This is a genomic window from Streptomyces sp. JLBT605, assembly GCF_058215555.1.
Genome location: NZ_CM177087.1, coordinates 4338085 through 4361023 on the forward strand (window position 1 = coordinate 4338085; position 22939 = coordinate 4361023).

Genomic DNA, 22939 nt, shown 5'->3' on the forward strand with positions numbered 1-22939 from the left:
CGCGCGGATGCGCCGGCCGGGCGGGCATACGCAAAGGGGCGGCACCTTTTCGAAGGTGCCACCCCTTTGCGTGTGGAGGCCGCGGCGGGATTCGAACCCACGTGCTGTGCTTGTTCGGGGGCGACCCCCGCACCCCCGGCAGGGGGCGTGGGGGGGGCCAGGTTGCGTGTAGAGGCCGCGGCGGGATTCGAACCCACGTAACTCGCTTTGCAGGCGAGCCCCTGAACCACTCGGGCACGCGGCCGTGTTCCGTTCTTCGTGCGGATCACGTTAGGCGGGGCGCGCGGGGTCGTTCAACGGTTCGGGGGCCGCTGACATGTGAATGGCACAGCGCGTTCACGAAAGGGCCGGGCCGAGGAAGCCCTCCACCGTGGTGCGGAACAACTCCGGCTCGTCCACCCACGGGTAGTGGCCCACGCCGGGCAGTACCCGGACCCGGGCGTCGGGGAAGGACTCCGCCACCAGCTCACCGGCGCGCATGCCGGTCACCGCGTCCTGGTCGCCGGTGATCACCAGCACCGGGCAGGCCACCTCGTGCAGCGCGACCAGCAGGGCCCGCCGGGCCGGCTCGTCCACGCCCTGCCAGAAGCCCGCGCGGGGGACCGGGCCCAGCTGGCCGCCCTCGGCCGCGGCGTGGGCGCGCTGGGGCTCCTCCCACCGCCCGTACGCCATCGGGGCGGCGCGCAGCAGCAGGGTGCGGATCTCGCCAAGATCGGTGGCCTCGGTGAGCCGCTGGGCCGCGAGATACGCCTCCTGCCACCAGGGTTCGGCGGCGCGGGAGGTGAAGATCTGGCGGGCGTCCTCGGGGAGTTCGCCCTGCAGCCGGGAGCCGGGGCACACCAGGATCAGCCTGCTCAGCCGGTGCGGGTGGGCGGCGGCGTACGCCTGCGCGGTCGCGGCGGCCGCGTCGTGGGCCAGCAGGGCGAAGCGTTCCAGCCCGAGATGGCCGCGCAGCGCTTCGAGGTCCTCGGCCAGCCGGGGGAAGGCGTAGCCGCCCGGGTCGGCGGCGGGTGGTGAGTCGCCGGTGCCGCGGCTGTCCGGGACGATCAGGTCCCGGTCGGTGTCCAGGCCGCCGAGGTCGCCGAGGTAGGCCGCGTCCCGGCCGGGGCCGCCGGCCAGCGCGACCAGCGGGGGAAGGGAGGCCCGGTCGCCGCTGTGGTGTGCGGGCAGCACGCGGTAGGAGAGCTCGGCTGCGTCGTACGAGGGATAGTGCGGCATTTGACCAGCTTGCCCGAGGCGCGGGAACGGCGCGCGACCGCGCGACGGCGTACGGTCGCGGTGCCGCGAGTGACCCAAAAGCGCCTGAGGTCGTCTGACGCGTTACCCCAATTTCCGCTTATGATTCGAGGGTGTTCGATTCCCGGCACATCAAGACGTTCCACGAAGTGGTCCGGGCCGGTTCGTACTCGGCCGCCGCTCGTGCACTCGGCTATACGCAGCCGGCCATCACCCAGCAGATGAAGGCGCTCGAACGGGCCGTCGGCACGCCGCTGTTCATCCGGGTCGGCCGGGGGATGCGGCTCACCGAGGCGGGGGAGGCCCTGACCCGGCACGCGGACACCATCCTGGAGAGCATCGCCGCCGCGCAGGCCCAGATGAACGCCATCACCCGGCTGCGGGCCGGACGGGTACGGGTGTGCGCCTTCCCCAGCGCCAACGCCACGCTGATCCCGGAGACCATGGCCCGGCTCGCCGCCGGGCATCCCGGGGTCCGGGTGGATCTGCTGGAGGGCGAGCCGCCGGAGTCGCTGGGGCGGCTGGCGCGCGGCGAGTGCGACATCACGCTGGCCTTCACCTATCCCGGGCTGCACGACGACGTTCCGGAGGACGTCGTGGAGATCCCGCTGCTGGAGGACCAGCTGACGGTGCTGATGCCGACCGGCCACCCCCTCGCCCGCCGGCGCGCCGTGAAGCTCACCGACCTCGCCGAGGAGCGCTGGATCGCGGGATGCCTGCGCTGCCGCGCCAACTTCCTGCACGAGTGCGCGGAGCAGGGCTTCGCCCCGGACATCGCGTTCACCACCGACGACAACCTGGTCGTGCAGAGCCTGGTCGCAGAGGGGCTGGGGGTGGCGATGATGCCCGGACTGGTGCTCTCCTTCCTGTGCCACAGCAAGGTCACCGGGCGGGCGCTGGACCCCGCCTCGCGCCGTCAGGTCTCGGCGTACGTGCTCCGCGAGCATCTGCGGATCCCGGCCACCGCGCTGGTGCTGGAGGAGCTGAAGGCGGTGGCGGCGAGCCGGGTCGGCTGCTGAGCCGGGCCTGAGCGGGGCCGGGGCCCGTTGCCGAGACGGGGCCTGGGCCGGGGGCCTGAGCCGGTCCATCCATAAGCAGAGTTTGGGACCTGGCGAAAGAACCGTCGTTGGACGTGATGGGTCGGACGGCTGGACCCTGCCGTTATGACCACTCCGACCGCATTCCGCGCCGCCCGCACGACCGAACGGTTCAACGCGCTGCTCAGCGACGTGCGCGAGGCCGTCGACCGGGGACTGCCGCCGGACCTGACGGCCTATCTGGTCGGCGAACGGCTGGCGCCCCACCTCGGTGCGCCCGACCTGCTCACCGAGGAGCAGCAGACCGGCGACCCCGACTGCTACCGCCAGCACATCCTCCACGCCGAGCAGGACGGCAGCTTCTCCATCGTCGCGCTGGTCTGGATGCCCGGACAGCGCACCGCCATCCACGACCATGTGTCCTGGTGCGTGGCCGGAGTTCACCAGGGCGAGGAGAGTGAGACCCGCTACCGCCTGGTCTCCGACGGCACCAGCTCGCGGCTGGTCGCCACCGCGCAGGTGGTGAACCCGCAGGGCTCGGTGTGCGGGTTCGCGCCGCCCGGTGACATCCACCGGGTGCTCAACTCCTGTGACGGCAAGGCGATCTCCATCCACATCTACGGTGCGGACATCGCGCGGCTGGGCAACAGCGTGCGGCGGGTGTACGAGCCTCCGGCCGGCGAGCGGTGAGCCGCCGCACAGCGCACGGAGCCCTGGCCGCCACCACCAAGCCGGCAGAGCCCGCCGACCCCCCGCCGGCGGGCTCTGCCACCGCCCCCGACGCCCCTGCGTCCGACACTTCCGCGCCCGGCGCCGGCGCGTCCGACACCCACGAGTCCAGCGTCCCCGCGTCCACCGCCTCCGCGCCCGTCGGAGGGGCGTCCGGCGGGGTGCCGCGCGAGGCCGCCGGGCTGGCGTTCGCGGTGGCCGGGGTCGGCCTCGCCTGGCTGGTGCACTGGTTGCTGCCGGGCGTGCCGATGCTCACCGCCGCGGTCGTGCTCGGCATCACCGCCGCCCATCTGCCGGGCGCGCGCGGGCTGATCCGCGGCCCCGGCCGGGCCGGGCTCTCCTTCGCCGGAAAGCGGCTGATGCGGCTCGGCGTCGTCCTGCTGGGGCTGAAGCTCAGCCTGGACGATGTGCTGGGACTCGGCTGGGCCACCGTGGCGATGGTGTTCGCGGTGGTCGCGGCCACCCTGGGCGGCACCTGGTGGCTCGGCCGCCGGATGGGGCTGCCCGGCGACCAGCCGCTGCTGATAGCCACCGGCTACTCCATCTGCGGTGCGTCCGCGATAGGCGCGGTCAGCGAGGTCAACGACAGCGACGAGAAGGACGTGGCGACCTCGGTCGCGCTGGTGACGCTCTGCGGCACCCTCGCCATCGCCGTCCTGCCGCTGCTCCAGCAGCCGCTGGGGCTGGACGACGGGCAGTTCGGCCGCTGGGCCGGGGCGAGCGTGCACGACGTGGGCCAGGTGGTGGCGACCGCGCAGACCGCCGGGGCGGACGCCCTGACCGACGCGGTGCTGGTCAAGCTGATGCGCGTGGCGCTGCTGGCGCCGCTGGTCGCGGCGGTGGCGATCTCGGTACGGGCCCGGCGGCAGGCGGACGCGCGAGGCGATGACGCCGGAGCCGACGCGGGCCGGCGGCCGCCGCTGGTGCCGCTGTTCGTCGCCGGGTTCCTGGCGATGGTCGTCCTGCGCTCCACCGGCCTGCTGACCTCCGGAACGCTGGAGGCCGCACAGCACACGCAGGAACTGCTGCTGGCCGCGGCGCTCTTCGGGCTGGGCAGCGCGGTCCACCTGCCCTCGCTGACCCGCACCGGCGGCCGGGTCGCGTTGCTCGGCCTGTGCGCCTGGGTGGTGGTCGCCGGCGTCAGCTACGGCGGGGTGCTGCTCACCACCTGAACCTCTGGCAGATGGCAAGGCCCGCAGGGGGAACGGAGCCCGGCGCCGGAAGCGCGCCGGGCTCCGCGGGGTTCAGGAGGTGATCAGTTCGGTGATCACCGAGACGTTGTTCTCCGCGTCCACCTGGATGTCGTACGGGCCGTTGCCGGAGCACTTCTCCTTCGGGTCCTCCGGCTTCTCGCCCAGCGGGTCCGCCAGCTTGGCGACGCAGACCTGAAGGTGCTTGATGGTGCGCGTGCTGGTGGTGTCGTCGTCCAGCAGCAGCGGGTTGATCTCGGCGTCGTCCAGGATGGTGTACTGCTGGGTCTTGCCCGCGGGGGAGAAGAACGCGCCCTCGTTCATCTCCCGGTTGCAGCTGAGCTTGCCGTCCTTGGCGAAGAGGACGTTGCCCTCCATCTTCTCCGCGTAGATGAACTTGTGGCCCGGCGCCTCGATCGGGCAGCCGTCCTTGTCGAACTTCACGCCGCCCTTCCCGGCGGCGGTGTCGTCGCCCTTCCCGCCCTTGGGCGTGGCCGACGTGTCGCCGCCCGGCTTGGAGCTGGAGCTCGCCGAGGCGTCCGTGTCGGCGGTGTCCTCGTCCTGGCAGGCGGTCAGGGTGAGGGCCGCCGAGACGAGCAGGGCGGAGGCGAAGATACGACGCATACGCATGGAAATGGGGTTCCCTCGGTGCGCACCCGGCCGCTGTCGACCGGGTGGGAATGACATGAAGAGAAGTGGGGGGCCGGCGATGGGATACGCGCGGCGCGCGGGGCCCGGCGCGGATGTGCCGCGCCCCGCGGGGTTCAGCCGGTGTACTGCTCCGTCATCTCGGTGATCTTGCCGTCGGGTCCCACCGCGACGTCGTAGAAGTTGGTGCCGCAGGTGGACTTGTCGACCTTCGGGGCCTGCCCGCCGTCGTAGGTCTTGCCGTCCGGGTCCGCACACGACTTGACGTGGGCGATGCCGCCGGTCGCGGCGGTGGTCTTCTGCCGGCCGTCCTTGCCGATGATCGTCATCGCGGTGTCGCCGGATGCCATGGAGTAGATCTTCGGCTCGCCTTCGGACGGCTTGAAGACGACCCCTTCACCGCTGGAGCCGCACTCCCACACGGCTTCCCTTGCGACGATGTTGTTCATGGCGCCTTCGACGTTGTCGACCCAGATGACCTTGTGGCCCTTGGCCAGCTCGTAGCAGCCGTAGTCGGCGTTGCCCGCCGTGCTGCCGGGGGCCGGCTTCGCCTTGTCGCCGCCCGGCTTGGAGCTGGAGCTCGCCGAGGCGTCCGTGTCGGTGCCATCGTCCTGGCAGGCCGTCAGCGTGAGCGCCGCGGAGACCAGCGCGGCGGCGGCCAGGGCACGACGAATCTGCATGTTTCCGGTGCTCCCCCGTAAGTCGCCCCGGAGCCGTGGGCGTCCGGGGCGAGTTTCAGAATGAAAGAAGAGTGGTCCGCCGACGTAGGCGTGACGGGCGGTCAACTGGCCGAAATCGTACAGCCATGTTCATGGCGAGTTGATCTTTGAACGGTAAAGCATCGGAAACAGATGTCTCCGCACGGGAACACCGGAGCCGATGCCGGGACCAACACCCAGACCACCACCCGGACCACCACCCGGACCACCACCGGGACCGACGCCGCGACCAACACCGCGACCCGTGTGGTCCTACGCGCGAACGCCTAGGACCCATGGCGGAGAACAGCTCCGTCCCGCGACAGGCGTCAGGCCGTAAAACGCGCCTTACGCTGGCGCAATGACCGCTCTCGAAGCCGATACGGCCACGGCGGCGCACCCCGATGCCCAGACCCTCGGCACCGAGACCGTGCTCAGCCGCCGCTACCGCGCCCTGACCCTGGGCATCATCTCCGTCGTCTCGCTGATCGCCTTCGAGGCCAGCGCCGTCAACACCGCCATGCCGGTGGCGGCCCACGCCCTGGACGGGGTGGAGCTCTACGCGTACGCCTTCTCCGCCTACTTCACCGCCAGCCTCTTCGCGATGACGCTCTCCGGCGAGTGGTGCGACCGCAAGGGGCCGCTGACGCCGCTGTTCGCCGGGATCGCCGCGTTCGGCGCCGGACTGGTCGTCTCCGGCTCCGCGCGCCAGATGTGGATGTTCGTCGCCGGGCGCGGCATCCAGGGCATCGGCGGCGGGCTGGTGATCGTCGCGCTGTACGTGGTGGTCGGCCGGGCCTACCCGGAGCGGCTGCGGCCCGCCGTGCTCGCCGCCTTCTCCGCGGCCTGGGTGCTGCCCGTGATCGTCGGCCCGGTGGTCGCCGGCACGGTCACCGAACAGCTCGGCTGGCGCTGGGTCTTCCTGTCCATACCCGTGCTGGTGCTGCTGCCGCTGTCGGTGATGCTCCCGGCCCTGCGCAAGCTGCCGGCCGGGGACCGCACCCCGGCCATGAACCGCCGCCGGATCCTGCTGGCCCTGGCCGTCGCCGCCGGCGCCGGGCTGCTCCAGTACGCCGGACAGAACGTCACCGGGGGCCACGGTCTCTGGGCCGCCGGGATCCCCGCCGCCGCCGGGCTCGCGCTGCTCGTCCCCTGCATCCTGCGGCTGCTGCCGCGCGGCACCTTCCGGGCCCGCCGCGGACTGCCGTCGGTGATCCTGCTGCGCGGGATCACGGCGGGCGCCTTCCTCGGCGCGGAGAGCTTCGTCCCGCTGATGCTGGTCACCGAGCGCGGTCTGTCCGCCACCCTGGCCGGGCTCTCCCTCACCGGCGGCGGCCTGACCTGGGCGCTGGGCAGTTACGTCCAGTCCCGGCCCCGGCTGGAGCCGTACCGCGAGCGGCTGATGGGGCTGGGGCTGCTGCTGATCGCCGCCTCCATCGGGATGGTCCCGCTGGTGCTGCTGGACGGCGTCCCGGTGTGGATGGCGGCCGTCGCCTGGGTGATCGGCGGCTTCGGCATGGGCCTGGCGATCTCCAGCGCCAGCGTGCTGCTGCTCAAGCTCTCCACCCCCGAGGAGGCGGGCAGCAACTCCGCCTCCCTCCAGGTCTCCGACGCGCTCGGCAACATCACCCTGGTCGGGCTGAGCGGTGTGCTCTTCGTCTCCTTCGGCGGCGGCTCCACCTCCGGAACCGGCCACGACGGCCACCTCTCGGCCGACGCCGGCAGCCACCCCGCCGCCTTCGCCGCGGTGTACCTGGCGATGGCCGCGGTGGCGCTGGTCGGCGCCTTCGTCACCACCCGGGTGCGGCCGGTCACCAAGGAGCCGCCGGTCGGCAAGTAGCCGTGCGGACGGCGGATGTGAGCTGGATCCCACCCCGGGGTGGACCCCTGCGGTAACCCGGGGACGGGCCCGGTGACACAGGTAGGCTGACGCGGTTGCCGAGCCCGCGCCCGAGTTCCGATAAAGCCCGTGTCCGAGTCCGAGCCTGTCCGACGGAGACCGTGACTACCACCGCATCCCCCTCCAGCCACCATCTCTCCCCCGCCTTCCCCGGCCGGGCCCCCTGGGGCACCGCCAGCAAGCTGCGCGCCTGGCAGCAGGGCGCGATGGAGAAGTACGTCCAGGAGCAGCCGCGCGACTTCCTCGCCGTCGCGACCCCGGGCGCGGGAAAGACCACCTTCGCGCTCACCCTCGCCTCCTGGCTGCTCCACCACCACGTGGTGCAGCAGGTGACCGTCGTCGCGCCCACCGAGCACCTGAAGAAGCAGTGGGCGGAGGCGGCGGCCCGGATCGGCATCAAGCTGGACCCGGAGTACAGCGCGGGGCCGCTGGGGCGGGAGTACCACGGCGTCGCCGTGACCTACGCGGGCGTCGGCGTGCGGCCGATGCTGCACCGCAACCGCTGTGAGCAGCGCAAGACGCTGGTCATCCTGGACGAGATCCACCACGCCGGCGACTCCAAGTCCTGGGGCGAGGCCTGCCTGGAGGCGTTCGAACCGGCCACCCGGCGGCTGGCGCTCACCGGCACCCCCTTCCGCTCGGACACCAACCCGATCCCCTTCGTCACCTACGAGGAGGGGAACGACGGCATCCGGCGGTCGGCCGCCGACTACACCTACGGCTACGGCAACGCGCTCTCCGACGGCGTCGTCCGGCCGGTGATCTTCCTCTCCTACAGCGGCAACATGCGCTGGCGCACCAAGGCGGGCGACGAGCTCCAGGCCCGGCTCGGCGAGCCGATGACCAAGGACGCGGTCTCCCAGGCGTGGCGCACCGCCCTGGATCCGCGCGGCGACTGGATGCCCAACGTGCTGCGCGCCGCCGACCAGCGGCTGACCGAGGTCCGCAAGGCCATCCCGGACGCGGGCGCGCTGGTGATCGCCACCGACCAGGACTCCGCCCGCTCCTACGCCAAGCTGCTGCGCGAGATCACCGGGGAGAAGGCCACCGTGGTGCTCTCCGACGACTCCGGCGCCTCGCAGCGCATCGAGGACTTCAGCCACAACGAGGACCGCTGGATGGTCGCGGTCCGCATGGTCTCCGAGGGCGTGGACGTGCCCCGGCTGGCCGTCGGCGTCTACGCCACCACCATCTCCACCCCGCTGTTCTTCGCCCAGGCCGTCGGCCGCTTCGTGCGGTCCCGGCGGCGCGGCGAGACCGCCTCGGTCTTCCTGCCCACCATCCCGATGCTGCTCGGCTTCGCCAATGAGATGGAGGTCGAGCGCGACCACGTCCTGGACAAGCCGAAGAAGGAGGGCGAGGAGGAGGACCCGTACGCCGAGTCCGAGAAGGAGATGGAGGAGGCGAACAAGGAGCAGGACGAGGACACCGGCGAGCAGGACATGCTGCCCTTCGAGGCGCTGGAGTCCGACGCGGTCTTCGACCGGGTGCTCTTCGACGGTGCCGAGTTCGGCATGCAGGCCCACCCGGGCAGCGAGGAGGAGCAGGACTACCTCGGCATCCCCGGGCTGCTGGAGCCCGACCAGGTGCAGCTGCTGCTCCAGAAGCGGCAGGCCCGGCAGATCGCGCACAGCCGCAAGAAGCCGGACACCGAGGCCGATCTCCTCGAACTCCCGGCGGAGCGGCGGCCGGTGGTCACCCACAAGGAGCTGCTGGAGCTGCGCAAGGAGCTCAACTCGCTGGTGGGCGCGTACGTCCACCAGAGCGGCAAGCCGCACGGGGTGATCCACACCGAGCTGCGGCGGGTCTGCGGCGGACCGCCGAGCGCGGAGGCGACGGCCGGGCAGATCCGGGAGCGGATCAAGAAGGTCCGGGAGTGGGCCACCCGGATGCGCTGAGCGGCGTCGCCCCGGCGCTGTCGCGTCGGGCGCTGTCAGTGGTGTCGCGTCCGGCGCCTTGTCCGGTGCGGTGCCCTATCCGGTGCCGTACGGGCTCGCAAGCCCTTTCGGGAATTCTCATGAACCTGCCATGAATTCCGACCCGTGAGCGGGATAAAGCGGGTGATAACACCCTATGACCGGCGCCGTCGTGTGTCACAGGGTGTCAGGTCCGCTCGGATTCTGGACGGACTCTTCCGCTGAGCGGACCGCGTCGCTAGGTTTCCGGCTACGCACACGCCCCGTGGCAGCGCCGCCGCGGAGCGCAGCCGGTGCGTGCGACCCGCGACCGGCGGCCTCTTCCGCGCGCCGTCGCAGGGACGATGACGCATCCGCGTGGAGAGCCGCCACTCACACCGAGGAGGGGGCGTCGTGACCGCGGAGACCTCACAGACGCTCGACCGAGGACTGCGTGTCCTCAAACTGCTGGCCGACACCGACCACGGCCTGACCGTCACCGAGCTGTCCAACAAGCTCGGGGTCAACCGCACCGTGGTCTACCGCCTGCTGGCCACCCTGGAGCAGCACGCGCTGGTCCGCCGGGACATCGGCGGCCGCGCCCGCGTCGGCCTGGGGGTGCTCCAGCTCGGCCGCCAGGTGCATCCGCTCGTCCGCGAGGCCGCGCTGCCCGCGCTGCGCGCCCTCGCCGAGGACATCGGGGCCACCGCCCACCTCACCCTGGTCGACGGCACCGAGGCCCTCGCGGTCGCGGTGGTGGAGCCGACCTGGACCGACTACCACGTCGCCTACCGCGCCGGATTCCGCCACCCGCTGGACCGCGGCGCCGCCGGCCGCGCGATCCTCGCCGCCCGCAGCGGCCGGGGCGACGACCCGGGCTACGCCCTGACCCACGGCGAGCTGGAGGCCGGTGCCAGCGGCGCGGCCGCCCCGCTGATGGGGGTCACCGGGATAGAGGGCAGCGTGGGGGTGGTGATGCTCGCGGACTCGGTCCCCGAGCGGGTCGGCCCCCGCGTCCTGGACGCCGCCCGCGAGGTCTCCGACGCGCTGCGCTGACCCCGGGGACATCCACCGGACACCATCGGCCACCCACCGGACACCCCCTAGAACCCCGACGGCAGGCGCGGCGTGTACGGGGCTTCGAGCGCCGCGACCTCGTCCTCGGTCAGCCGCACGTCGAGGGCGGCGACGGCATCGTCGAGATGGTGGGGCTTGGTCGCTCCGATGACGGGGGCGGCGACCACCGGATTGCGGAGCACCCATCCGAGGGCGACCTGCGCCATCGGGATGTCCCGCTCGGCCGCGATGCGGTGGACGGCGTCGACGATGGGACGGTCGCCGTCACCGAAGAACCGCTGACCGCCGGGGTCCGCGGCCGAGCGTTCCGTCCGCTGTCCGTAGGGGCGCGCCAGGCGTCCCTTGGCCAGCGGGCACCAGGGCAGGCTGGAGACGCCCTGGTCGGCGAGGAGGCCGAACATCTCGCGCTCCTCCTCGCGTTGGACGAGGCTGTACTGGTCCTGCATCGAGATGAAGGCGGCCCACCCGCGTCGCTCGGCGGCGTGGTTCATCTTGGCGAACTGCCACGCCCACATCGAGGAGGCGCCGATGTACCGGACCTTCCCCGACCTGATGACATCGTTCAGGGCCTCCATCGTCTCCTCGACCGGCGTGTCGGGGTCGAAGCGGTGGATCTGGTAGAGATCGATGTAGTCGGTCCCCAGGCGGGTGAGCGAGGCGTCGACCTGCTCCATGATCGCCCTGCGGGAGAGCCCCGACCCGCCGGGGCCGGAGTGCATCGGAAGGTGGACCTTGGTCGCGAGGACGACGTCCTCCCGGCGGGTGTAGCGCCGCACGGCCCGTCCGACGATCTCCTCGGAGGTGCCGTTGCCGTAGACGTTGGCGGTGTCCCACAGCGTGATGCCCAGGTCGACCGCGCGGCGGAAGAGCGGTTCGGCGGCGTCCTCGTCCAGCGCCCAGGGGTTGAACGGGGTGGGTTCGCCGAAGCCCATGCAGCCGAGGGCGATGCGGCTCACCTTCAGCCCCGAGCGTCCGAGTCGGGTGTGTTCCACGAGTGCTCCTTGTTCTCAGGGGTTGCCAGGGTTCTCAGGATCGTCAGGGTTCTCAGGCCGGGTAGGGGGAGGCGTCGCGCGCCGCACGCAGGGCACCGGCCCACCAGGCGAGCTGTTCCAGCAGGGTCTTGGCGTAGACGGGCGCCTCCTGGTCCAGCGGGCTGCCGTCCTCCCAGGCGGTGAAGTAGTTCGGGAAGGCCAGGCCGTCGCGGATCGTCACCGCGTGCAGTTCGGTGAGGACGTTCTCCAGGTGGAGGACGGCGTGGCGGCCTCCGGCGGCACCGCCGTAGCTGACGAAGGCGACCGGTTTGGCGGTCCACTGGGTGAAGTGCCAGTCGATGGCGGCCTTCACGGAGGCCGGGTAGCTGTGGTTGTACTCGGGCGTGACCACGATGAACGCGTCCGCGTCCGCCAACGCGGAGGTCAGGGGCGCCATGGATTCCGGACGCGGGTAGGAGTCGCCGGCGAACTTCGGGGGCATCGCCGGCAGCGACAGCGGGATCTCCATGTCGGCGAGGTCGACGACGCGGACGTCGAACGCCCCGTGCAGGCGTGCCTGCTCGGCGACCCAGGACGCGACAACCGGCCCGAAACGGCCTTCCCGGACGCTGCCGACGATGATGGCCAAGGTGTGCTTCTCACTCATGTGCTCCACCATCGGCCGCCGCGGAGGGGGTAACCAGACCGGGCGGAGGCTGGCCCCCGTGGGGCCACCCTGCGGCTTCCGGGGCCCTGTCAAGATCGCCTAGACTCTCGGGCATGTCCACGCCGTTGGGTGACTTCATACGCGCCAAGCGCGACAGCATCCAGCCGGAGTCGCTCGGACTCCCCGATCACGGCCGCCGTCGTGCTCCGGGGCTGCGACGCTCTGACCTGGCCCTGCGCGCCGGCATCAGCGTCGAGTACCTCACCCGTATCGAGCAGGGACGGGACCGCAATCCGTCCCCCGCCGTGGTGACCGCTCTCGCGGACGCCCTGAGCCTGGACGCCACCGAGCGCGATCACCTGAGCTACCTGGCCAAGATCGCCGGTGGTGCCTGCGCCGCGCACCGGCAGCCGGCACCCCCCGACCGCCAGGTGCGGCCCACCGTGCTGGAGACCCTCCGGCTCCTGGAACCCGGGATCGCGTTCGTCACCAACCGCCTGGGAGACGTGCTGGCCCGCACCGCCGGCTTCGACCTGGTGATGGACGGGAGCGGTCTGCTGGAGGCGGCGACGCCCAATCTGACGCGGTACGTGTTCACCGACCCCCGGGCCCGGACGTTCTTCGCCGACTGGGACCAGGTCGCCGACGAGCAGGCCTTCGACCTGTGGCTCGGGCCGTCCGCGGAGACCTCCGAATGGTTCAGGGCCGAGCTCGCCCCCGCCGCCGGACCCGAATTCACCCGGCGGCTCAACCGCCACCTGCCCCCGCCCCCCGCCGTGCTCCGGCTCAACCACCCCACCGGCCACGAGCTGCGATGGCATCGGGAGAGGCTGGAGCTGCCGAGAACCGACGCGCAGGAGCTGGTGGTCCTGCTGCCCGCCGACGAGGCGACGGCCCAGGCGATGGAGCGGCTGCGCCGGCCCGACCCCGTCCTGCGCGCGGCAACCTGACGGCGACCGCGCGGCCACCGGCCCGGACGGTGGCGCGGGAGGGCGTGGGCGAGCCGCGACAGCGGAAGGCTAGGGTGGCCGCGTGTCTCCTCGCGCTCGCATCCTCACGGTCTGCTCCGCGCTCGTCGCGGCCCTGCTCGCGGTGGCGGCGTTCGCCCCGCTGCCGTTCTCGCTGGCCGCGCCCGGCTCCACCGTGAACGTGCTCGGTGACGACAAGGGCAAGCCGGTGATCACCATCTCCGGCGCGGCCACCCGCAAGACCAAGGGCCAGCTGCGGATGACGACCATCGTGGCGACCGGCCCGGACGCCGACGTCAGGCTCGGCGACGTGCTCGACGGCTGGTTCGACGAGGACCGGGCCGTACTGCCGCGCGACTCGGTCTACCCCGAAGGCGACTCGGCCGAGGAGATCGAGCGGCACAACGTGCGGGAGATGAAGAAGTCCCAGGACGACGCGGCCGCGGCCGCGCTGCGCTATCTGCACCGGTCTGGCGAGGGCATCGAGGTGCGGCTGCGCCTGGCGGACGTGGGCGGCCCCAGCGCCGGGCTGCTGTTCAGCCTCGGCATCATCGACAAGCTCGACGGCGACGGCCGCGGCGGCGACCTCACCGGCGGCCAGGCCATCGCCGGCACCGGGACGATCGAACCGGACGGCACGGTCGGCCCGGTAGGCGGCGTCGAGCTGAAGACGAAGGCCGCCAAGCGCGACGGGGCGACGGTCTTCCTCGTCCCGGAGGAGGAGTGCTCCGAAGCGAAGGCCGAGCTTCCCGAGGGGCTGCGGCTGATCCCGGTCACCGAGCTGAAGGACGCGGTGTCCTCGCTCAAGGCCCTGGCTGCCGGCAAGAAGGTCCCCACCTGCTGAGACGCACCCCCTGCCGAGACCCCGGGCTTGCCGGGGCTCCGCGCATACCGGGACTCCGGGCTTGCCGGGGCTCCGCGCTTGCCAGGGGATCCAGGTTTGCTGGGCTTCCGGCGGGGCGTCAGTCCTCGGCGGCCTGCCGCACCAGCGGGATGATCCGCAGCGGCACCGGATTCTCCATCACGATCGCGGTGGAGGCGCGCACGATCCCCTCGATCCCCACCACCCGGTCGATCACCCGCTGGAGGTCGGCGTTGGAGCGGGCGACCAGGCGGCAGAGCATGTCCCCGTGACCGGTGGTGGTGTGCAGCTCCAGCACCTCCGGGACGGTGGCCAGATGGGCGCGGACGTCCTGGCCCTGGCCCTGCTTGATCTCCAGGGTGGCGAAGGCGGTGACCGGGTAGCCGATGGCCGCCGGGTCCACATCCGGACCGAAGCCGCGGATCACCCCGCTCGCCTGGAGGCGGTCCAGCCGCGCCTGCGCGGTGCCGCGCGCCACTCCGAGCCGGCGGGACGCCTCCAGTACCCCTATCCGCGGCTCCTCGGCGAGCAGCCCGATCAGCCGGGCGTCCAGCACGTCGATCCCCATGGCATGCCTCTCCTTAGCCGCCGATGCTGGTCATCCTGCACAGAACGACCGGCGGATCCCCGGTAACACTATGCAAAGTGTCCAGCAGAAACGACAACTATTGCGCACCTTGTGGAACAGCGGGAACCTGCGGCCATGACTGAGACCATCGATCAGACCCCCCACACCGCTCGGCAGGCCGACCCGTTCCCGGTGAAGGGAATGGACGCGGTCGTCTTCGCCGTCGGCAACGCCAAGCAGGCCGCGCACTACTACTCCACGGCCTTCGGCATGAAGCTGGTCGCCTACTCCGGCCCGGAGAACGGCAACCGTGAGACGGCGGCCTACGTTCTCGTCTCGGGCGGCGCCCGGTTCGTGTTCACCTCCGTCATCAAGGCGTCCACCGAGCGCGGCCGCTTCCTGGAGCAGCACGTCGCCGAGCACGGCGACGGCGTGGTCGACCTGGCCATCGAGGTGCCGGACGTGCGCGCCGCGTACGCCTACGCGATCGAGCACGGCGCCACCGGCCTGGAGGAGCCGCGCGAGGTGAAGGACGAGCACGGCACCGTCGTGCTCGCGGCCATCGCCACCTACGGCCAGACCCGGCACACCCTGGTGGAGCGGACCGGCTACGAGGGCCCGTACCTGCCGGGCTTCGCCGCCGCCGACCCGATCGTGGAGCCCCCGGCCAAGCGCACCTTCCAGGCCATCGACCACTGCGTGGGCAACGTCGAGCTCGGCAAGATGGACGAGTGGGTGAGCTTCTACAACAACGTCATGGGCTTCACCAACATGAAGGAGTTCGTCGGCGACGACATCGCCACCGAGTACTCCGCGCTGATGTCCAAGGTCGTCGCGGACGGCACCCGCAAGGTGAAGTTCCCGCTCAACGAGCCGGCCATCGCCAAGAAGAAGTCGCAGATCGACGAGTACCTGGAGTTCTACGGCGGCCCCGGCGTCCAGCACATCGCGCTCGCCACCAACGACATCGTCGCCACGGTGCGGGCCATGCGCGCGGCCGGTGTGCAGTTCCTGGACACCCCCGACTCCTACTACGACACCCTCGGCGAGTGGGTCGGCGAGACCCGGGTGCCGATCGACACCCTGCGCGAGCTGAAGATCCTCGCCGACCGCGACGAGGACGGCTACCTGCTGCAGATCTTCACCAAGCCGGTGCAGGACCGGCCGACGGTCTTCTTCGAGATGATCGAGCGGCACGGCTCGATGGGCTTCGGCAAGGGCAACTTCAAGGCGCTCTTCGAGGCGATCGAGCGCGAGCAGGAGAAGCGCGGCAACCTGTAACCGCGCCCAGCGGCGAAACGTTTGCCCTTCAGCTCCGGACGGGCTGATTCCGAGCCCGTCCGGAGCTCGAATGCTGGGCCGGAGCCCGGCGGAGTGCCAGTCTGGATCCATGACGGACCTGGTCGAAACACTGCGTGAGGGACTCCCCGAAGAGGCGGTACTGACCGACCTCGACATCACCGGCAGTTACGCCCATGACATGGCGAGCTTCTGCGAGGCGGGCGTCCCCGCCGTCGTGGTGCTGCCGCGCACCGTCGAGCAGGTCCAGCACGTGATGCGCACCGCCACCGCGCTGCGTGTCCCGGTCGTCCCGCAGGGCGCCCGTACCGGCCTGTCCGGCGCGGCCAACGCCACCGAGGGCTGCGTCATCCTCTCCCTGGTCAAGATGGACCGGATCCTGGAGATCAGCGCCGTGGACCGGATCGCGGTGGTGGAGCCGGGCGTGGTCAACGCGACCCTCTCCCGCGCCGTCGGGGAGCTGGGGCTGTGCTATCCGCCGGACCCCTCCAGCTGGGAGCAGTGCACCATCGGCGGCAACATCGGCACCGCCTCCGGCGGCCTGTGCTGCGTGAAGTACGGGGTCACAGCCGAATACGTGCTCGGCCTGGACGTGGTGCTGGCCGACGGCCGGCTGCTGTCCACCGGCCGCCGCACCGCCAAGGGCGTGGCCGGCTACGACCTCACCCGGCTCTTCGTGGGCTCCGAGGGCAGTCTGGGCGTGGTGGTGCGGGCGGTGCTCGCGCTCAGGCCCGCCCCGCCGCCGCAGCTGGTGGTGGCCGCCGAGTTCCCCTCCACCGCCGCCGCCTGCGCGGCCGTCTGCGGAATCATGGAGGCCGGCCACGCACCCGCGCTGCTGGAGCTGATGGACCGCACCTGCCTGCGCGCGGTCAACGACCTGGCCCACATGGGCCTGCCGGAGTCCACCGAGGCGCTGCTGCTCGCCGCCTTCGACAGCGCCGACCCGGCCGCCGACCTCGCCGCCGTCGGCGAGCTGTGCACGGCGGCCGGCGCCACCGAAGTGGTGCCGGCCGAGGACGCCGCCGAGTCCGAGCTCCTCCTCAAGGCCCGGCGGATGACGATCACCGCGCTGGAGAAGGTGAGCTCCGCGACGATGATCGACGACGTGTGCGTGCCGCGCTCCCGGCTCGCCGAGATGATCGACGGCACCGCGGCCATCGCCGCGAAGTACGACCTCACCATCGGCGTGGTGGCGCACGCCGGTGACGGCAACACCCACCCGACCGTCTGCTTCGACGCGGCCGACCCCGATCAGTCGCGGCGGGCCCGCGCCTCCTTCGACGAGATCATGGCGCTCGGGCTGAGCCTGGGCGGCACCATCACCGGCGAACACGGCGTCGGCATGCTGAAGAAGGAGTGGCTCGCCCGGGAACTCGGCCCGGTGGGGCTGGAGCTGCAGCGCGGCATCAAGCAGGTCTTCGACCCGCTCGGCCTGCTCAACCCGGGCAAGCTGTTCTGACCCGGCCGGCCGGACCTTCTAGCCCCGGCCGGCCGGATCGCCGCGGTCAGTCGCGCAGCGAGTCGATGTCGATCACGAAGCGGTAGCGCACATCGCTGGCCAGCACCCGCTCGTACGCCTCGTTGATCTGCTCGGCGCGGATCACCTCGATCTCCGAGCCCAGCCCGTGCTCCGCGCAGAAGTCCAGCATCTCCTGGGTCTCCGCGATGCCCCCGATCGCCGAGCCGGCCAGCGTCTTGCGGCCCAGCATGAGGGAGAAGAGGTTGAGCGAGACCGGCTCCTCCGGGGCGCCCACGTTCACGAAGGCGCCGTCCGTCTTCAGCAGCCCCAGGTAGGCGTCCAGGTCCAGCGGCACCGCGACCGTGGAGACGATCAGGTCGAAGGTGCCGGCCAGCTTCTCGAAGGTCTCCGGGTCGGAGGTGGCGTGGAAGTGGTCCGCGCCCAGCCGCAGCCCGTCCTCCTGCTTGCGCAGCGACTGGCTCAGCACGGTCACCTCGGCGCCCAGCGCGTGGGCGATCTTGACGCCCATGTGCCCGAGCCCGCCCATGCCCACGATCGCGACCTTCTTGCCCGGACCGGCCTTCCAGTGCGTCAGCGGGGAGTACAGGGTGATCCCGGCGCACAGCAGCGGGGCCGCCGCGTCGAGCCCGATGCCCTCGGGGATCCGCACGGTGTAGTTCTCGTCCACGACGATGTGGGTGGAGTAACCGCCGTAGGTGGGCTCGCCGTTCTTGTCCAGGGCGTTGTACGTGCCGGTCATGCCCTTGACGCAGTACTGCTCCAGACCCTGCTCGCAGTACTCGCACTCGCGGCAGGAGTCGACGAAGCAGCCGACCCCGGCCCGGTCGCCGACCTTGAACCTGGTGACGGCGGAGCCGACCTCGGTGATGACACCGGCGATCTCATGGCCGGGGACCATCGGGAAGATGCCCTCGCCCCAGCCGTCCCGGGCCTGGTGGATGTCGGAGTGGCAGATCCCGGCGTACGCGATCTCGATCAGGACGTCGTGCTCGCCGACCGGGCGGCGGGGGACGGTGGTGCGCTCCAGCGGCGCCTTCGCGGACGGAGCGGCGTAGGCGGTCGCGGTCAGGCTGCTCATATCAGGTGGCTCCTGGTGTCACGGTGTTGAAAATGAGGAAGTTCAGGCGGGGGCGCGGTCCAGTCGGCCAGCAGCCGCAGCGCCGCCTCGGAGGGCGAGCCCGGCTCCACGCTGTAGACGCACAGCGTCTGATCGGGGTCGGCCGGGAAGGTGAGGGACTCGAAGTGCAGGGTCATGTCGCCCACCACGGGGTGGCGGTACGCCTTGGTCCCGTGGCACTTCTCACGCACGTTGTGGTCCGCCCACCAGCGCCGGAACTCCGGGCTCTTGATGGTCAGTTCGCCGACCAGCTCGGTCAGCCGTGGATCGTCGGGATGCCGCCCGGCCTCCAGCCGCAGCACCGCGACCATCTCAGAGGCGCACTTCTCCCACTCGCGGTACAGGTCGCGGGCCGCCTCGTCCAGGAACATGAACCGGGTCATGTTCCGCTCGCGGTACGCCAGCGCGTCGAAGTCGGTGATCAGCGCCCGGGCCAGCCGGTTGCTCGCCAGCACGTCCGTACGCCGGCCGAGGACGAAGGCCGGCGAGACCCCGTCCAGCATCCGCAGCATCTGGTGCACCTCCGGGCGCACCCGCTGCGGGCGCTGCGGGCGACGGCGCGCCGTGCGGTGCGGCCGGGCCAGCTGGAAGAGGTAGGCGCACTCGGTGGCGTCCAGCCGCAGGGCGCGGGCGACCGAGTCCAGCACCGCCTCCGACACATTGAGATGCCGGCCCTGCTCCAGACGCGTGTAGTAGTCCGTGCTCACCCCGGCCAGCTGCGCCAGCTCCTCGCGGCGCAGCCCCGGCACCCGGCGCGGGCTGGCGGCATGCACGCTCACGCCCGCGTCCTGCGGGCGCAGCCGCGCCCGGCGGGAGCGCAGAAACTCACTGAGCTCGGCGTTTCGATCCATGCACTCCAGTATGGAGGCGCCCTCCGCTTCGGCGGGGGCCTCAGCCTGGGTCTGTTGGACCTAGGCTGCGCGAAGCCCGTTTAAGGGTGGTGGCGGCCTGCCGCCCGCCTGGTGCCGGCGTCTGCCGCCCCACCTCACTCGTCCCCGTGCGTGGGCGCCAGCAGCTCGCGCAGGGCCCCGTCCACATCCAGCTCCTGGCTCTCGCTGCCCGGCGGCACCACCCGCAGGGTGCGCTCCAGCCACGCCGACACCGCCGGGGCCGGCGCCTCCAGCAGCGCCTCGCCGTCCGGCGAGCTCAACCCCATCACCACGATGGCGCGCCCGCCCAGCTTGGCCGGCCACACCCGCACGTCGCCCTCGCCGCTGGCCCTGAACACCCCTTCCACCAGCAGTTCGCGGGCGAAGGTCCAGTGCACCGGCAGCTCCGAGCCGATGTGGAAGGTGATGTGCACGGCGTACGGGTCGGCCGTCCGGTAGGCCAGCAGGGCCGGGACCGGGATGCTGTGCTCAGGCGACAGCACCAGGTGCATTTCCAGTTCTCGCTCCACCACGGTGTTCATCGCATGTGCCTCTCTGCTCTCCTCGCGGGGGCCCGTCTCCTCGGGCCCATACCAGGGAGAGGGCACCGCCCCCGCGTCATTACGCGACTTTCCGCAAACCATCTGAACTTTTCTTCACCCGGCCTTCGCCCATGCGGGAGACTCGCACGGGAGAGTGGTGCCACCCGCCGTGCGAGCCCGGGCGGCGGCCCCCGTCTGATAGACCTGACTCCACTCCACGCCAGTTCGCGGCCCGCCCCGCGGCGACGCGGCGACGGAACGGCACGCAAGAGGCGGCGGAGCGATGTCCCGCACATCGCGCTCGTGCGGCAGACTGCATACGCCCCACCGACAGCACACGGCAGACTCGGGACATCGGAGATCATGAGCGCCCCTACCTCAGGATCCTCGGACGGCAGCTCCATCCCCGGCTACTATCCGGACCCGTCCATCCCCAACTACATCCGCTACTGGAACGGCGCGGCCTGGGTCCCAGGCACCAGCCGGCCCGCGCCCGCCGAGGGCGAGCCGCTGCCCGCGCCCCCGCCGGGCGTCGCTGTGGTGCACCCGGGGCCCGCGTCGTCCAACGCGACCCAGATGACGACGTTCGCGCCGGACGTGACCGGACCGATGTTCCTCGACCAGTCGCCGGCCGAAGACGAGCCGGGCGGCCCCGCGCTGCCGCAGACCCGCCCGCGCGGCGCGGCGGACGCCCCGGACGCGCCCGCGCTGCCCGGCGCCCGGCAGGCGCAGGACCCGCGCTCGACGCCGCCGGCCCCGGTGGCCTGGGACGATCCGCAGCGGCTGCACGGCAGCCGGCCCGAACCGGCCACCGCCTGGCAGGCCGACGCCGGACGCCAGGCCGGCTTCGGCGGCGACCAGGACCAGCGGGTCGCCTGGGGATCGGACGCGCCGCGTGGCGCACAGCTGCCGGACCCCCGGCAGGGCGGCGCCCCGGATCCCGGCGCGGCCGGAGCCGGGACGCGGCCGGCCGCCGGGGACGCCGCGGGCGGCCCCGCCCGGCAGTCGCCGCCCGCCCGGCAGAACCCGGCACTCCCCCCGGCCCGCGCCGGAGCCCCCGGCGCGGCCGACCGGCCCGGCGCCCCCGAGGGCGCGGGCCCCAAGGGCGGCCCCGACGGCACGCTGACGCTCCGCGCGGTCCAGCAGGGCGCCGCGCCCGGCGCGGGAGCGGCGGGCGGCGCCTCGGACGGCCGCGGCGAGGGCACCATGACCATCCGGGCCGTCGCGCCCGACGCGGCCGGACCCGAGACGGCCCCGCCGGGCGGCGGCACGGCGACCGCGCCGGGCTCCGCTCAGCCGGCCCGGGCCGGATCCGCCGCGCCCGGCACCCCGAGCACCCCCATCGCCTCCGCCCCGCCCGCCCCGACCGCGGCCCCGGGCCCGGCCGCCGCTCCCGGTGTGCCGGGACAAGGCGGCGCGCCCGGCGCCCCGCAGGGCTGGGCCCAGCAGGTCCAGCAGCTGGCGCAGCAGCCCGCCGCCGGGCCCGCCGCCGGAGCTGCCGGGCCCGCGCCCGGAGCCGCCGGGGCCGCCGGCGGACCGGGCACGGCCGGCGCGGCGGGCGGCCCGGGCGCACCGGAAGGCGTCATCCCGTGGAAGCCGCCGGTCGACAACCCCTTCCTCCAGGCCGCCCAGGCCCAGGGCCGGCCCGCCCCCCTCGGCCGCCGACTCCTCGCGCGGTTGATCGACACCGTGCTGCTGCTCGCGGTGGTCGGCGCCGCCGCGGTCCCGCTGTGGACCAAGGGCAAGGACCACGTCGAGGCGAAGATCGACGAGGCGAAGCTGACCGGTAAGACGGTCACCGTCTACGTACTGGACGGCACCATCGGGGCGTACCTCGGCATCCTGCTGGGCGTGCTCCTGGTGGCCGGTGTCCTCTACGAGGCCCTGCCGACCGCCAAGTGGGGCCGCACGCTGGGCAAGAAGCTGTGCGGACTGCGCACCCTGGACATCGAGTCGCACTCCACCCCGTCCTTCGCGGCGGCGCTGCGCCGCTGGCTGGTGTACGGGCTGCTCGGCGCGGTGGCGGTCGGTGTGGTCAATGTGCTGTGGTGCCTCTTCGACCGCCCCTGGCGGCAGTGCTGGCACGACAAGGCGGCCCGCACCTTCGTCGCCACCGACAGCTGACCGGTCGCCAGCGGGCCCGAAGCCGCAGGGCTTTCCGGCGCCGCTCCGCAACGCGCCCCGCGTAGCCCGAACGGCGCGCGCCGGATGCGGTGGAGCGGCTGCCGGGTTCGACTCGGGCCATGAGCAGCGAGCCGGGCGACAACGTCCCGTATCCGCAGCAGCCGCCGTCCGGACCTCCGCCAGGCCGGGACGGCGGCCCGCACGGCACCGGCACCGGTCCCTGTAACGGCACTCCGTACGCCGGGGCGCAGGCCGGCGGGTCCCACGGCGAGGGCCCGACCGGCGGCGGCCCGGGCGGTCCCCCCGGCGGTGGCCCGCCCGGCGGTGGTCCCTACGGCGGCGGCCCCGGGAGCGGTTCCGGCGGCGACGATCCCTTCTCCGGCGCGCCGCCCGGCGGGGAAGGCCCACCCGGCGGTCCTCCCGGCGGCGGTCCTCCCGGCGGCGGCCCTCCGGGCGGAGGCGGTCCGTACGGCGGCGGCCCTCCCGGCGGGGGCGGTCCGTACGGCGGGGGCGGTCCGTACGGCGGTGGCCCGTATGAGGGCGGGCCCTACGGCGGCGGGTACGGGCCGCCCGATCCGCTGGCCGGCATGCCACCGCTCGGCGGACTCGGCCGCCGGCTGGCCGCCCGGATCATCGACGGACTGATCATCGGCGTGCCGGTCGGCCTCATCATGGCCGTGCTGCTGGGCGGTTACGACCCCGTCGAGGACAACGGCAAGGCCACCGTGGTGACCGTGGTCGGCGCCCTCACCTACTTCGCGTACGAGGGGATGATGCTGACCAGCAGCGGCCAGACCATCGGCAAGCGGCTGATGAAGATCCGGGTCGCCCTGCTCCAGGACGGCTCGGTACCGGCCGGGCAGGCGGGCTGGCTCCGCGCCGCCGTCTACTCGCTGCCGACCGTGGTGCCCTGCTGCGGCTTCATCTTCTGGCTCGTCAACGTCGTGTGGTGCACCTGGGACCGGCCGTACCGGCAGTGCGTCCACGACAAGGTGGCGGCCACCGTGGTGGTCTCCGCCCCGGTCCCGAACTACCCGCCCGGTCCGGGGGGCTGATGTAATC

22 protein-coding genes and 1 tRNA gene are annotated in these 22939 nt (G+C 72.5%); 13 read left to right on the plus strand and 10 right to left on the minus strand.

What is annotated here, in order from left to right:
- Window positions 1-172: 172 nt before the first annotated feature.
- Together AC4BDD_RS18745 and AC4BDD_RS18750 are read right to left on the minus strand one after the other, a co-directional pair.
- A tRNA-Cys gene (locus AC4BDD_RS18745) sits at window positions 173-244 on the minus strand.
- Window positions 245-336: 92 nt separating this feature from the next.
- A complete protein-coding gene (locus AC4BDD_RS18750) occupies window positions 337-1218 on the minus strand; it encodes an alpha/beta fold hydrolase (RefSeq protein WP_490686598.1) in 882 nt (293 codons plus the stop codon).
- Between the two features lie 131 nt (window positions 1219-1349).
- On the opposite strand from AC4BDD_RS18750, the gene AC4BDD_RS18755 reads away from it, so the two are divergent.
- The 3 genes from AC4BDD_RS18755 (at window position 1350) to AC4BDD_RS18765 (ending at window position 4174) form a co-directional block, all read left to right on the plus strand.
- On the plus strand, window positions 1350-2255 hold the full coding sequence (locus AC4BDD_RS18755) for a LysR family transcriptional regulator (RefSeq protein ID WP_490686599.1): 906 nt from the start codon (window positions 1350-1352) through the stop codon (window positions 2253-2255).
- Window positions 2256-2399: 144 nt separating this feature from the next.
- Window positions 2400-2963, plus strand: coding sequence for a cysteine dioxygenase family protein (locus AC4BDD_RS18760; RefSeq protein ID WP_490686600.1), 564 nt, complete (start codon window positions 2400-2402; stop codon window positions 2961-2963).
- A 200-nt stretch (window positions 2964-3163) separates the two neighbouring features.
- On the plus strand, window positions 3164-4174 hold the full coding sequence (locus AC4BDD_RS18765; protein WP_490691839.1) for a YeiH family protein: 1011 nt from the start codon (window positions 3164-3166) through the stop codon (window positions 4172-4174).
- A gap of 72 nt (window positions 4175-4246) precedes the next feature.
- Here AC4BDD_RS18765 and AC4BDD_RS18770 read toward each other — a convergent pair whose 3' ends face one another.
- A complete protein-coding gene (locus AC4BDD_RS18770) occupies window positions 4247-4822 on the minus strand; it encodes a hypothetical protein (protein ID WP_490686601.1) in 576 nt (191 codons plus the stop codon).
- A 134-nt stretch (window positions 4823-4956) separates the two neighbouring features.
- Entirely contained in the window at window positions 4957-5520 is a 564-nt protein-coding gene (locus AC4BDD_RS18775; RefSeq protein ID WP_490686602.1) for a hypothetical protein, read from the minus strand.
- 171 nt (window positions 5521-5691) lie between these two features.
- Between AC4BDD_RS18775 and AC4BDD_RS18780 the strand changes: the two genes are divergently transcribed.
- The 4 genes from AC4BDD_RS18780 to AC4BDD_RS18795 all read left to right on the plus strand — a co-directional run bounded on the left by AC4BDD_RS18780 (window position 5692) and on the right by AC4BDD_RS18795 (window position 10389).
- Window positions 5692-5829, plus strand: a complete 138-nt coding sequence (locus AC4BDD_RS18780) for a hypothetical protein (RefSeq protein WP_490686603.1) — start codon at window positions 5692-5694, stop codon at window positions 5827-5829.
- A gap of 70 nt (window positions 5830-5899) precedes the next feature.
- Entirely contained in the window at window positions 5900-7378 is a 1479-nt protein-coding gene (locus tag AC4BDD_RS18785) for an MFS transporter (RefSeq protein WP_490686604.1), read from the plus strand.
- A gap of 161 nt (window positions 7379-7539) precedes the next feature.
- Window positions 7540-9336, plus strand: a complete 1797-nt coding sequence (locus AC4BDD_RS18790; protein ID WP_490686605.1) for a DEAD/DEAH box helicase — start codon at window positions 7540-7542, stop codon at window positions 9334-9336.
- 411 nt (window positions 9337-9747) lie between these two features.
- Window positions 9748-10389, plus strand: a complete 642-nt coding sequence (locus AC4BDD_RS18795; protein ID WP_490686606.1) for an IclR family transcriptional regulator — start codon at window positions 9748-9750, stop codon at window positions 10387-10389.
- A gap of 47 nt (window positions 10390-10436) precedes the next feature.
- Here the strand turns inward: AC4BDD_RS18795 and AC4BDD_RS18800 are convergent, their stop codons facing one another.
- Complete coding sequence (locus AC4BDD_RS18800; RefSeq protein ID WP_490686607.1) at window positions 10437-11402, minus strand: aldo/keto reductase; 966 nt, start codon at window positions 11400-11402, stop codon at window positions 10437-10439.
- A gap of 52 nt (window positions 11403-11454) precedes the next feature.
- On the minus strand, window positions 11455-12060 hold the full coding sequence (locus AC4BDD_RS18805) for an NADPH-dependent FMN reductase (RefSeq protein ID WP_490686608.1): 606 nt from the start codon (window positions 12058-12060) through the stop codon (window positions 11455-11457).
- Between the two features lie 101 nt (window positions 12061-12161).
- Here AC4BDD_RS18805 and AC4BDD_RS18810 point away from each other — a divergent pair, with 101 nt between their 5' ends.
- The gene (locus tag AC4BDD_RS18810; RefSeq protein ID WP_490686609.1) at window positions 12162-12998 is read left to right on the plus strand and encodes a helix-turn-helix domain-containing protein; all 837 of its coding nucleotides are present in this window, start codon (window positions 12162-12164) and stop codon (window positions 12996-12998) included.
- Between the two features lie 82 nt (window positions 12999-13080).
- Window positions 13081-13860, plus strand: a complete 780-nt coding sequence (locus AC4BDD_RS18815; RefSeq protein ID WP_490686610.1) for a S16 family serine protease — start codon at window positions 13081-13083, stop codon at window positions 13858-13860.
- Between the two features lie 118 nt (window positions 13861-13978).
- On the opposite strand, the gene AC4BDD_RS18820 is transcribed toward AC4BDD_RS18815, so the two are convergent.
- On the minus strand, window positions 13979-14446 hold the full coding sequence (locus tag AC4BDD_RS18820) for an Lrp/AsnC family transcriptional regulator (protein WP_490686611.1): 468 nt from the start codon (window positions 14444-14446) through the stop codon (window positions 13979-13981).
- A gap of 135 nt (window positions 14447-14581) precedes the next feature.
- Between AC4BDD_RS18820 and hppD the strand changes: the two genes are divergently transcribed.
- Both hppD and AC4BDD_RS18830 read left to right on the plus strand, forming a co-directional pair.
- Complete coding sequence (hppD, locus tag AC4BDD_RS18825) at window positions 14582-15727, plus strand: 4-hydroxyphenylpyruvate dioxygenase (protein WP_490686612.1); 1146 nt, start codon at window positions 14582-14584, stop codon at window positions 15725-15727.
- A 109-nt stretch (window positions 15728-15836) separates the two neighbouring features.
- Window positions 15837-17204 carry an FAD-binding oxidoreductase gene (locus tag AC4BDD_RS18830; protein ID WP_490686613.1) on the plus strand — a complete coding sequence of 456 codons (1368 nt, stop codon included), beginning with the start codon at window positions 15837-15839 and terminating at the stop codon, window positions 17202-17204.
- Between the two features lie 46 nt (window positions 17205-17250).
- On the opposite strand, the gene AC4BDD_RS18835 is transcribed toward AC4BDD_RS18830, so the two are convergent.
- The 3 genes from AC4BDD_RS18835 to AC4BDD_RS18845 form a co-directional block, all read right to left on the minus strand.
- Window positions 17251-18303 (minus strand): NAD(P)-dependent alcohol dehydrogenase, encoded by a 1053-nt coding sequence (locus AC4BDD_RS18835; protein WP_490686614.1) that lies wholly within the window; start codon window positions 18301-18303, stop codon window positions 17251-17253.
- Entirely contained in the window at window positions 18300-19193 is an 894-nt protein-coding gene (locus AC4BDD_RS18840) for a helix-turn-helix transcriptional regulator (RefSeq protein WP_490686615.1), read from the minus strand. Before AC4BDD_RS18840 ends, AC4BDD_RS18835 begins: the two co-directional genes overlap by 4 nt.
- 134 nt (window positions 19194-19327) lie before the next feature.
- Window positions 19328-19753 (minus strand): SsgA family sporulation/cell division regulator, encoded by a 426-nt coding sequence (locus AC4BDD_RS18845; protein ID WP_490686616.1) that lies wholly within the window; start codon window positions 19751-19753, stop codon window positions 19328-19330.
- 363 nt (window positions 19754-20116) lie between these two features.
- Between AC4BDD_RS18845 and AC4BDD_RS18850 the strand changes: the two genes are divergently transcribed.
- Window positions 20117-21877: an RDD family protein gene (locus AC4BDD_RS18850; protein ID WP_490686617.1), complete on the plus strand. Its 1761-nt coding sequence runs from the start codon at window positions 20117-20119 to the stop codon at window positions 21875-21877.
- A 119-nt stretch (window positions 21878-21996) separates the two neighbouring features.
- Window positions 21997-22932, plus strand: a complete 936-nt coding sequence (locus tag AC4BDD_RS18855; protein WP_490686618.1) for an RDD family protein — start codon at window positions 21997-21999, stop codon at window positions 22930-22932.
- Window positions 22933-22939: the final 7 nt, after the last annotated feature.

What these genes read in the sequence shown, in the direction of transcription:
- AC4BDD_RS18810 (WP_490686609.1), top strand. Translation starts at nt 12,162, where the DNA reads ATGTCCACGCCGTTGGGTGACTTCATACGCGCCAAGCGCGACAGCATC.
- AC4BDD_RS18770 (WP_490686601.1), bottom strand. Translation starts at nt 4,822, where the DNA reads ATGCGTATGCGTCGTATCTTCGCCTCCGCCCTGCTCGTCTCGGCGGCC.
- AC4BDD_RS18850 (WP_490686617.1), top strand. Translation starts at nt 20,117, where the DNA reads ATGAGCGCCCCTACCTCAGGATCCTCGGACGGCAGCTCCATCCCCGGC.
- AC4BDD_RS18785 (WP_490686604.1), top strand. Translation starts at nt 5,900, where the DNA reads ATGACCGCTCTCGAAGCCGATACGGCCACGGCGGCGCACCCCGATGCC.
- AC4BDD_RS18775 (WP_490686602.1), bottom strand. Translation starts at nt 5,520, where the DNA reads ATGCAGATTCGTCGTGCCCTGGCCGCCGCCGCGCTGGTCTCCGCGGCG.
- AC4BDD_RS18840 (WP_490686615.1), bottom strand. Translation starts at nt 19,193, where the DNA reads ATGGATCGAAACGCCGAGCTCAGTGAGTTTCTGCGCTCCCGCCGGGCG.
- AC4BDD_RS18760 (WP_490686600.1), top strand. Translation starts at nt 2,400, where the DNA reads ATGACCACTCCGACCGCATTCCGCGCCGCCCGCACGACCGAACGGTTC.
- AC4BDD_RS18820 (WP_490686611.1), bottom strand. Translation starts at nt 14,446, where the DNA reads ATGGGGATCGACGTGCTGGACGCCCGGCTGATCGGGCTGCTCGCCGAG.
- AC4BDD_RS18780 (WP_490686603.1), top strand. Translation starts at nt 5,692, where the DNA reads ATGTCTCCGCACGGGAACACCGGAGCCGATGCCGGGACCAACACCCAG.
- AC4BDD_RS18845 (WP_490686616.1), bottom strand. Translation starts at nt 19,753, where the DNA reads ATGAACACCGTGGTGGAGCGAGAACTGGAAATGCACCTGGTGCTGTCG.
- AC4BDD_RS18835 (WP_490686614.1), bottom strand. Translation starts at nt 18,303, where the DNA reads ATGAGCAGCCTGACCGCGACCGCCTACGCCGCTCCGTCCGCGAAGGCG.
- hppD (WP_490686612.1), top strand. Translation starts at nt 14,582, where the DNA reads ATGACTGAGACCATCGATCAGACCCCCCACACCGCTCGGCAGGCCGAC.
- AC4BDD_RS18855 (WP_490686618.1), top strand. Translation starts at nt 21,997, where the DNA reads ATGAGCAGCGAGCCGGGCGACAACGTCCCGTATCCGCAGCAGCCGCCG.
- AC4BDD_RS18805 (WP_490686608.1), bottom strand. Translation starts at nt 12,060, where the DNA reads ATGGTGGAGCACATGAGTGAGAAGCACACCTTGGCCATCATCGTCGGC.
- AC4BDD_RS18830 (WP_490686613.1), top strand. Translation starts at nt 15,837, where the DNA reads ATGACGGACCTGGTCGAAACACTGCGTGAGGGACTCCCCGAAGAGGCG.
- AC4BDD_RS18750 (WP_490686598.1), bottom strand. Translation starts at nt 1,218, where the DNA reads ATGCCGCACTATCCCTCGTACGACGCAGCCGAGCTCTCCTACCGCGTG.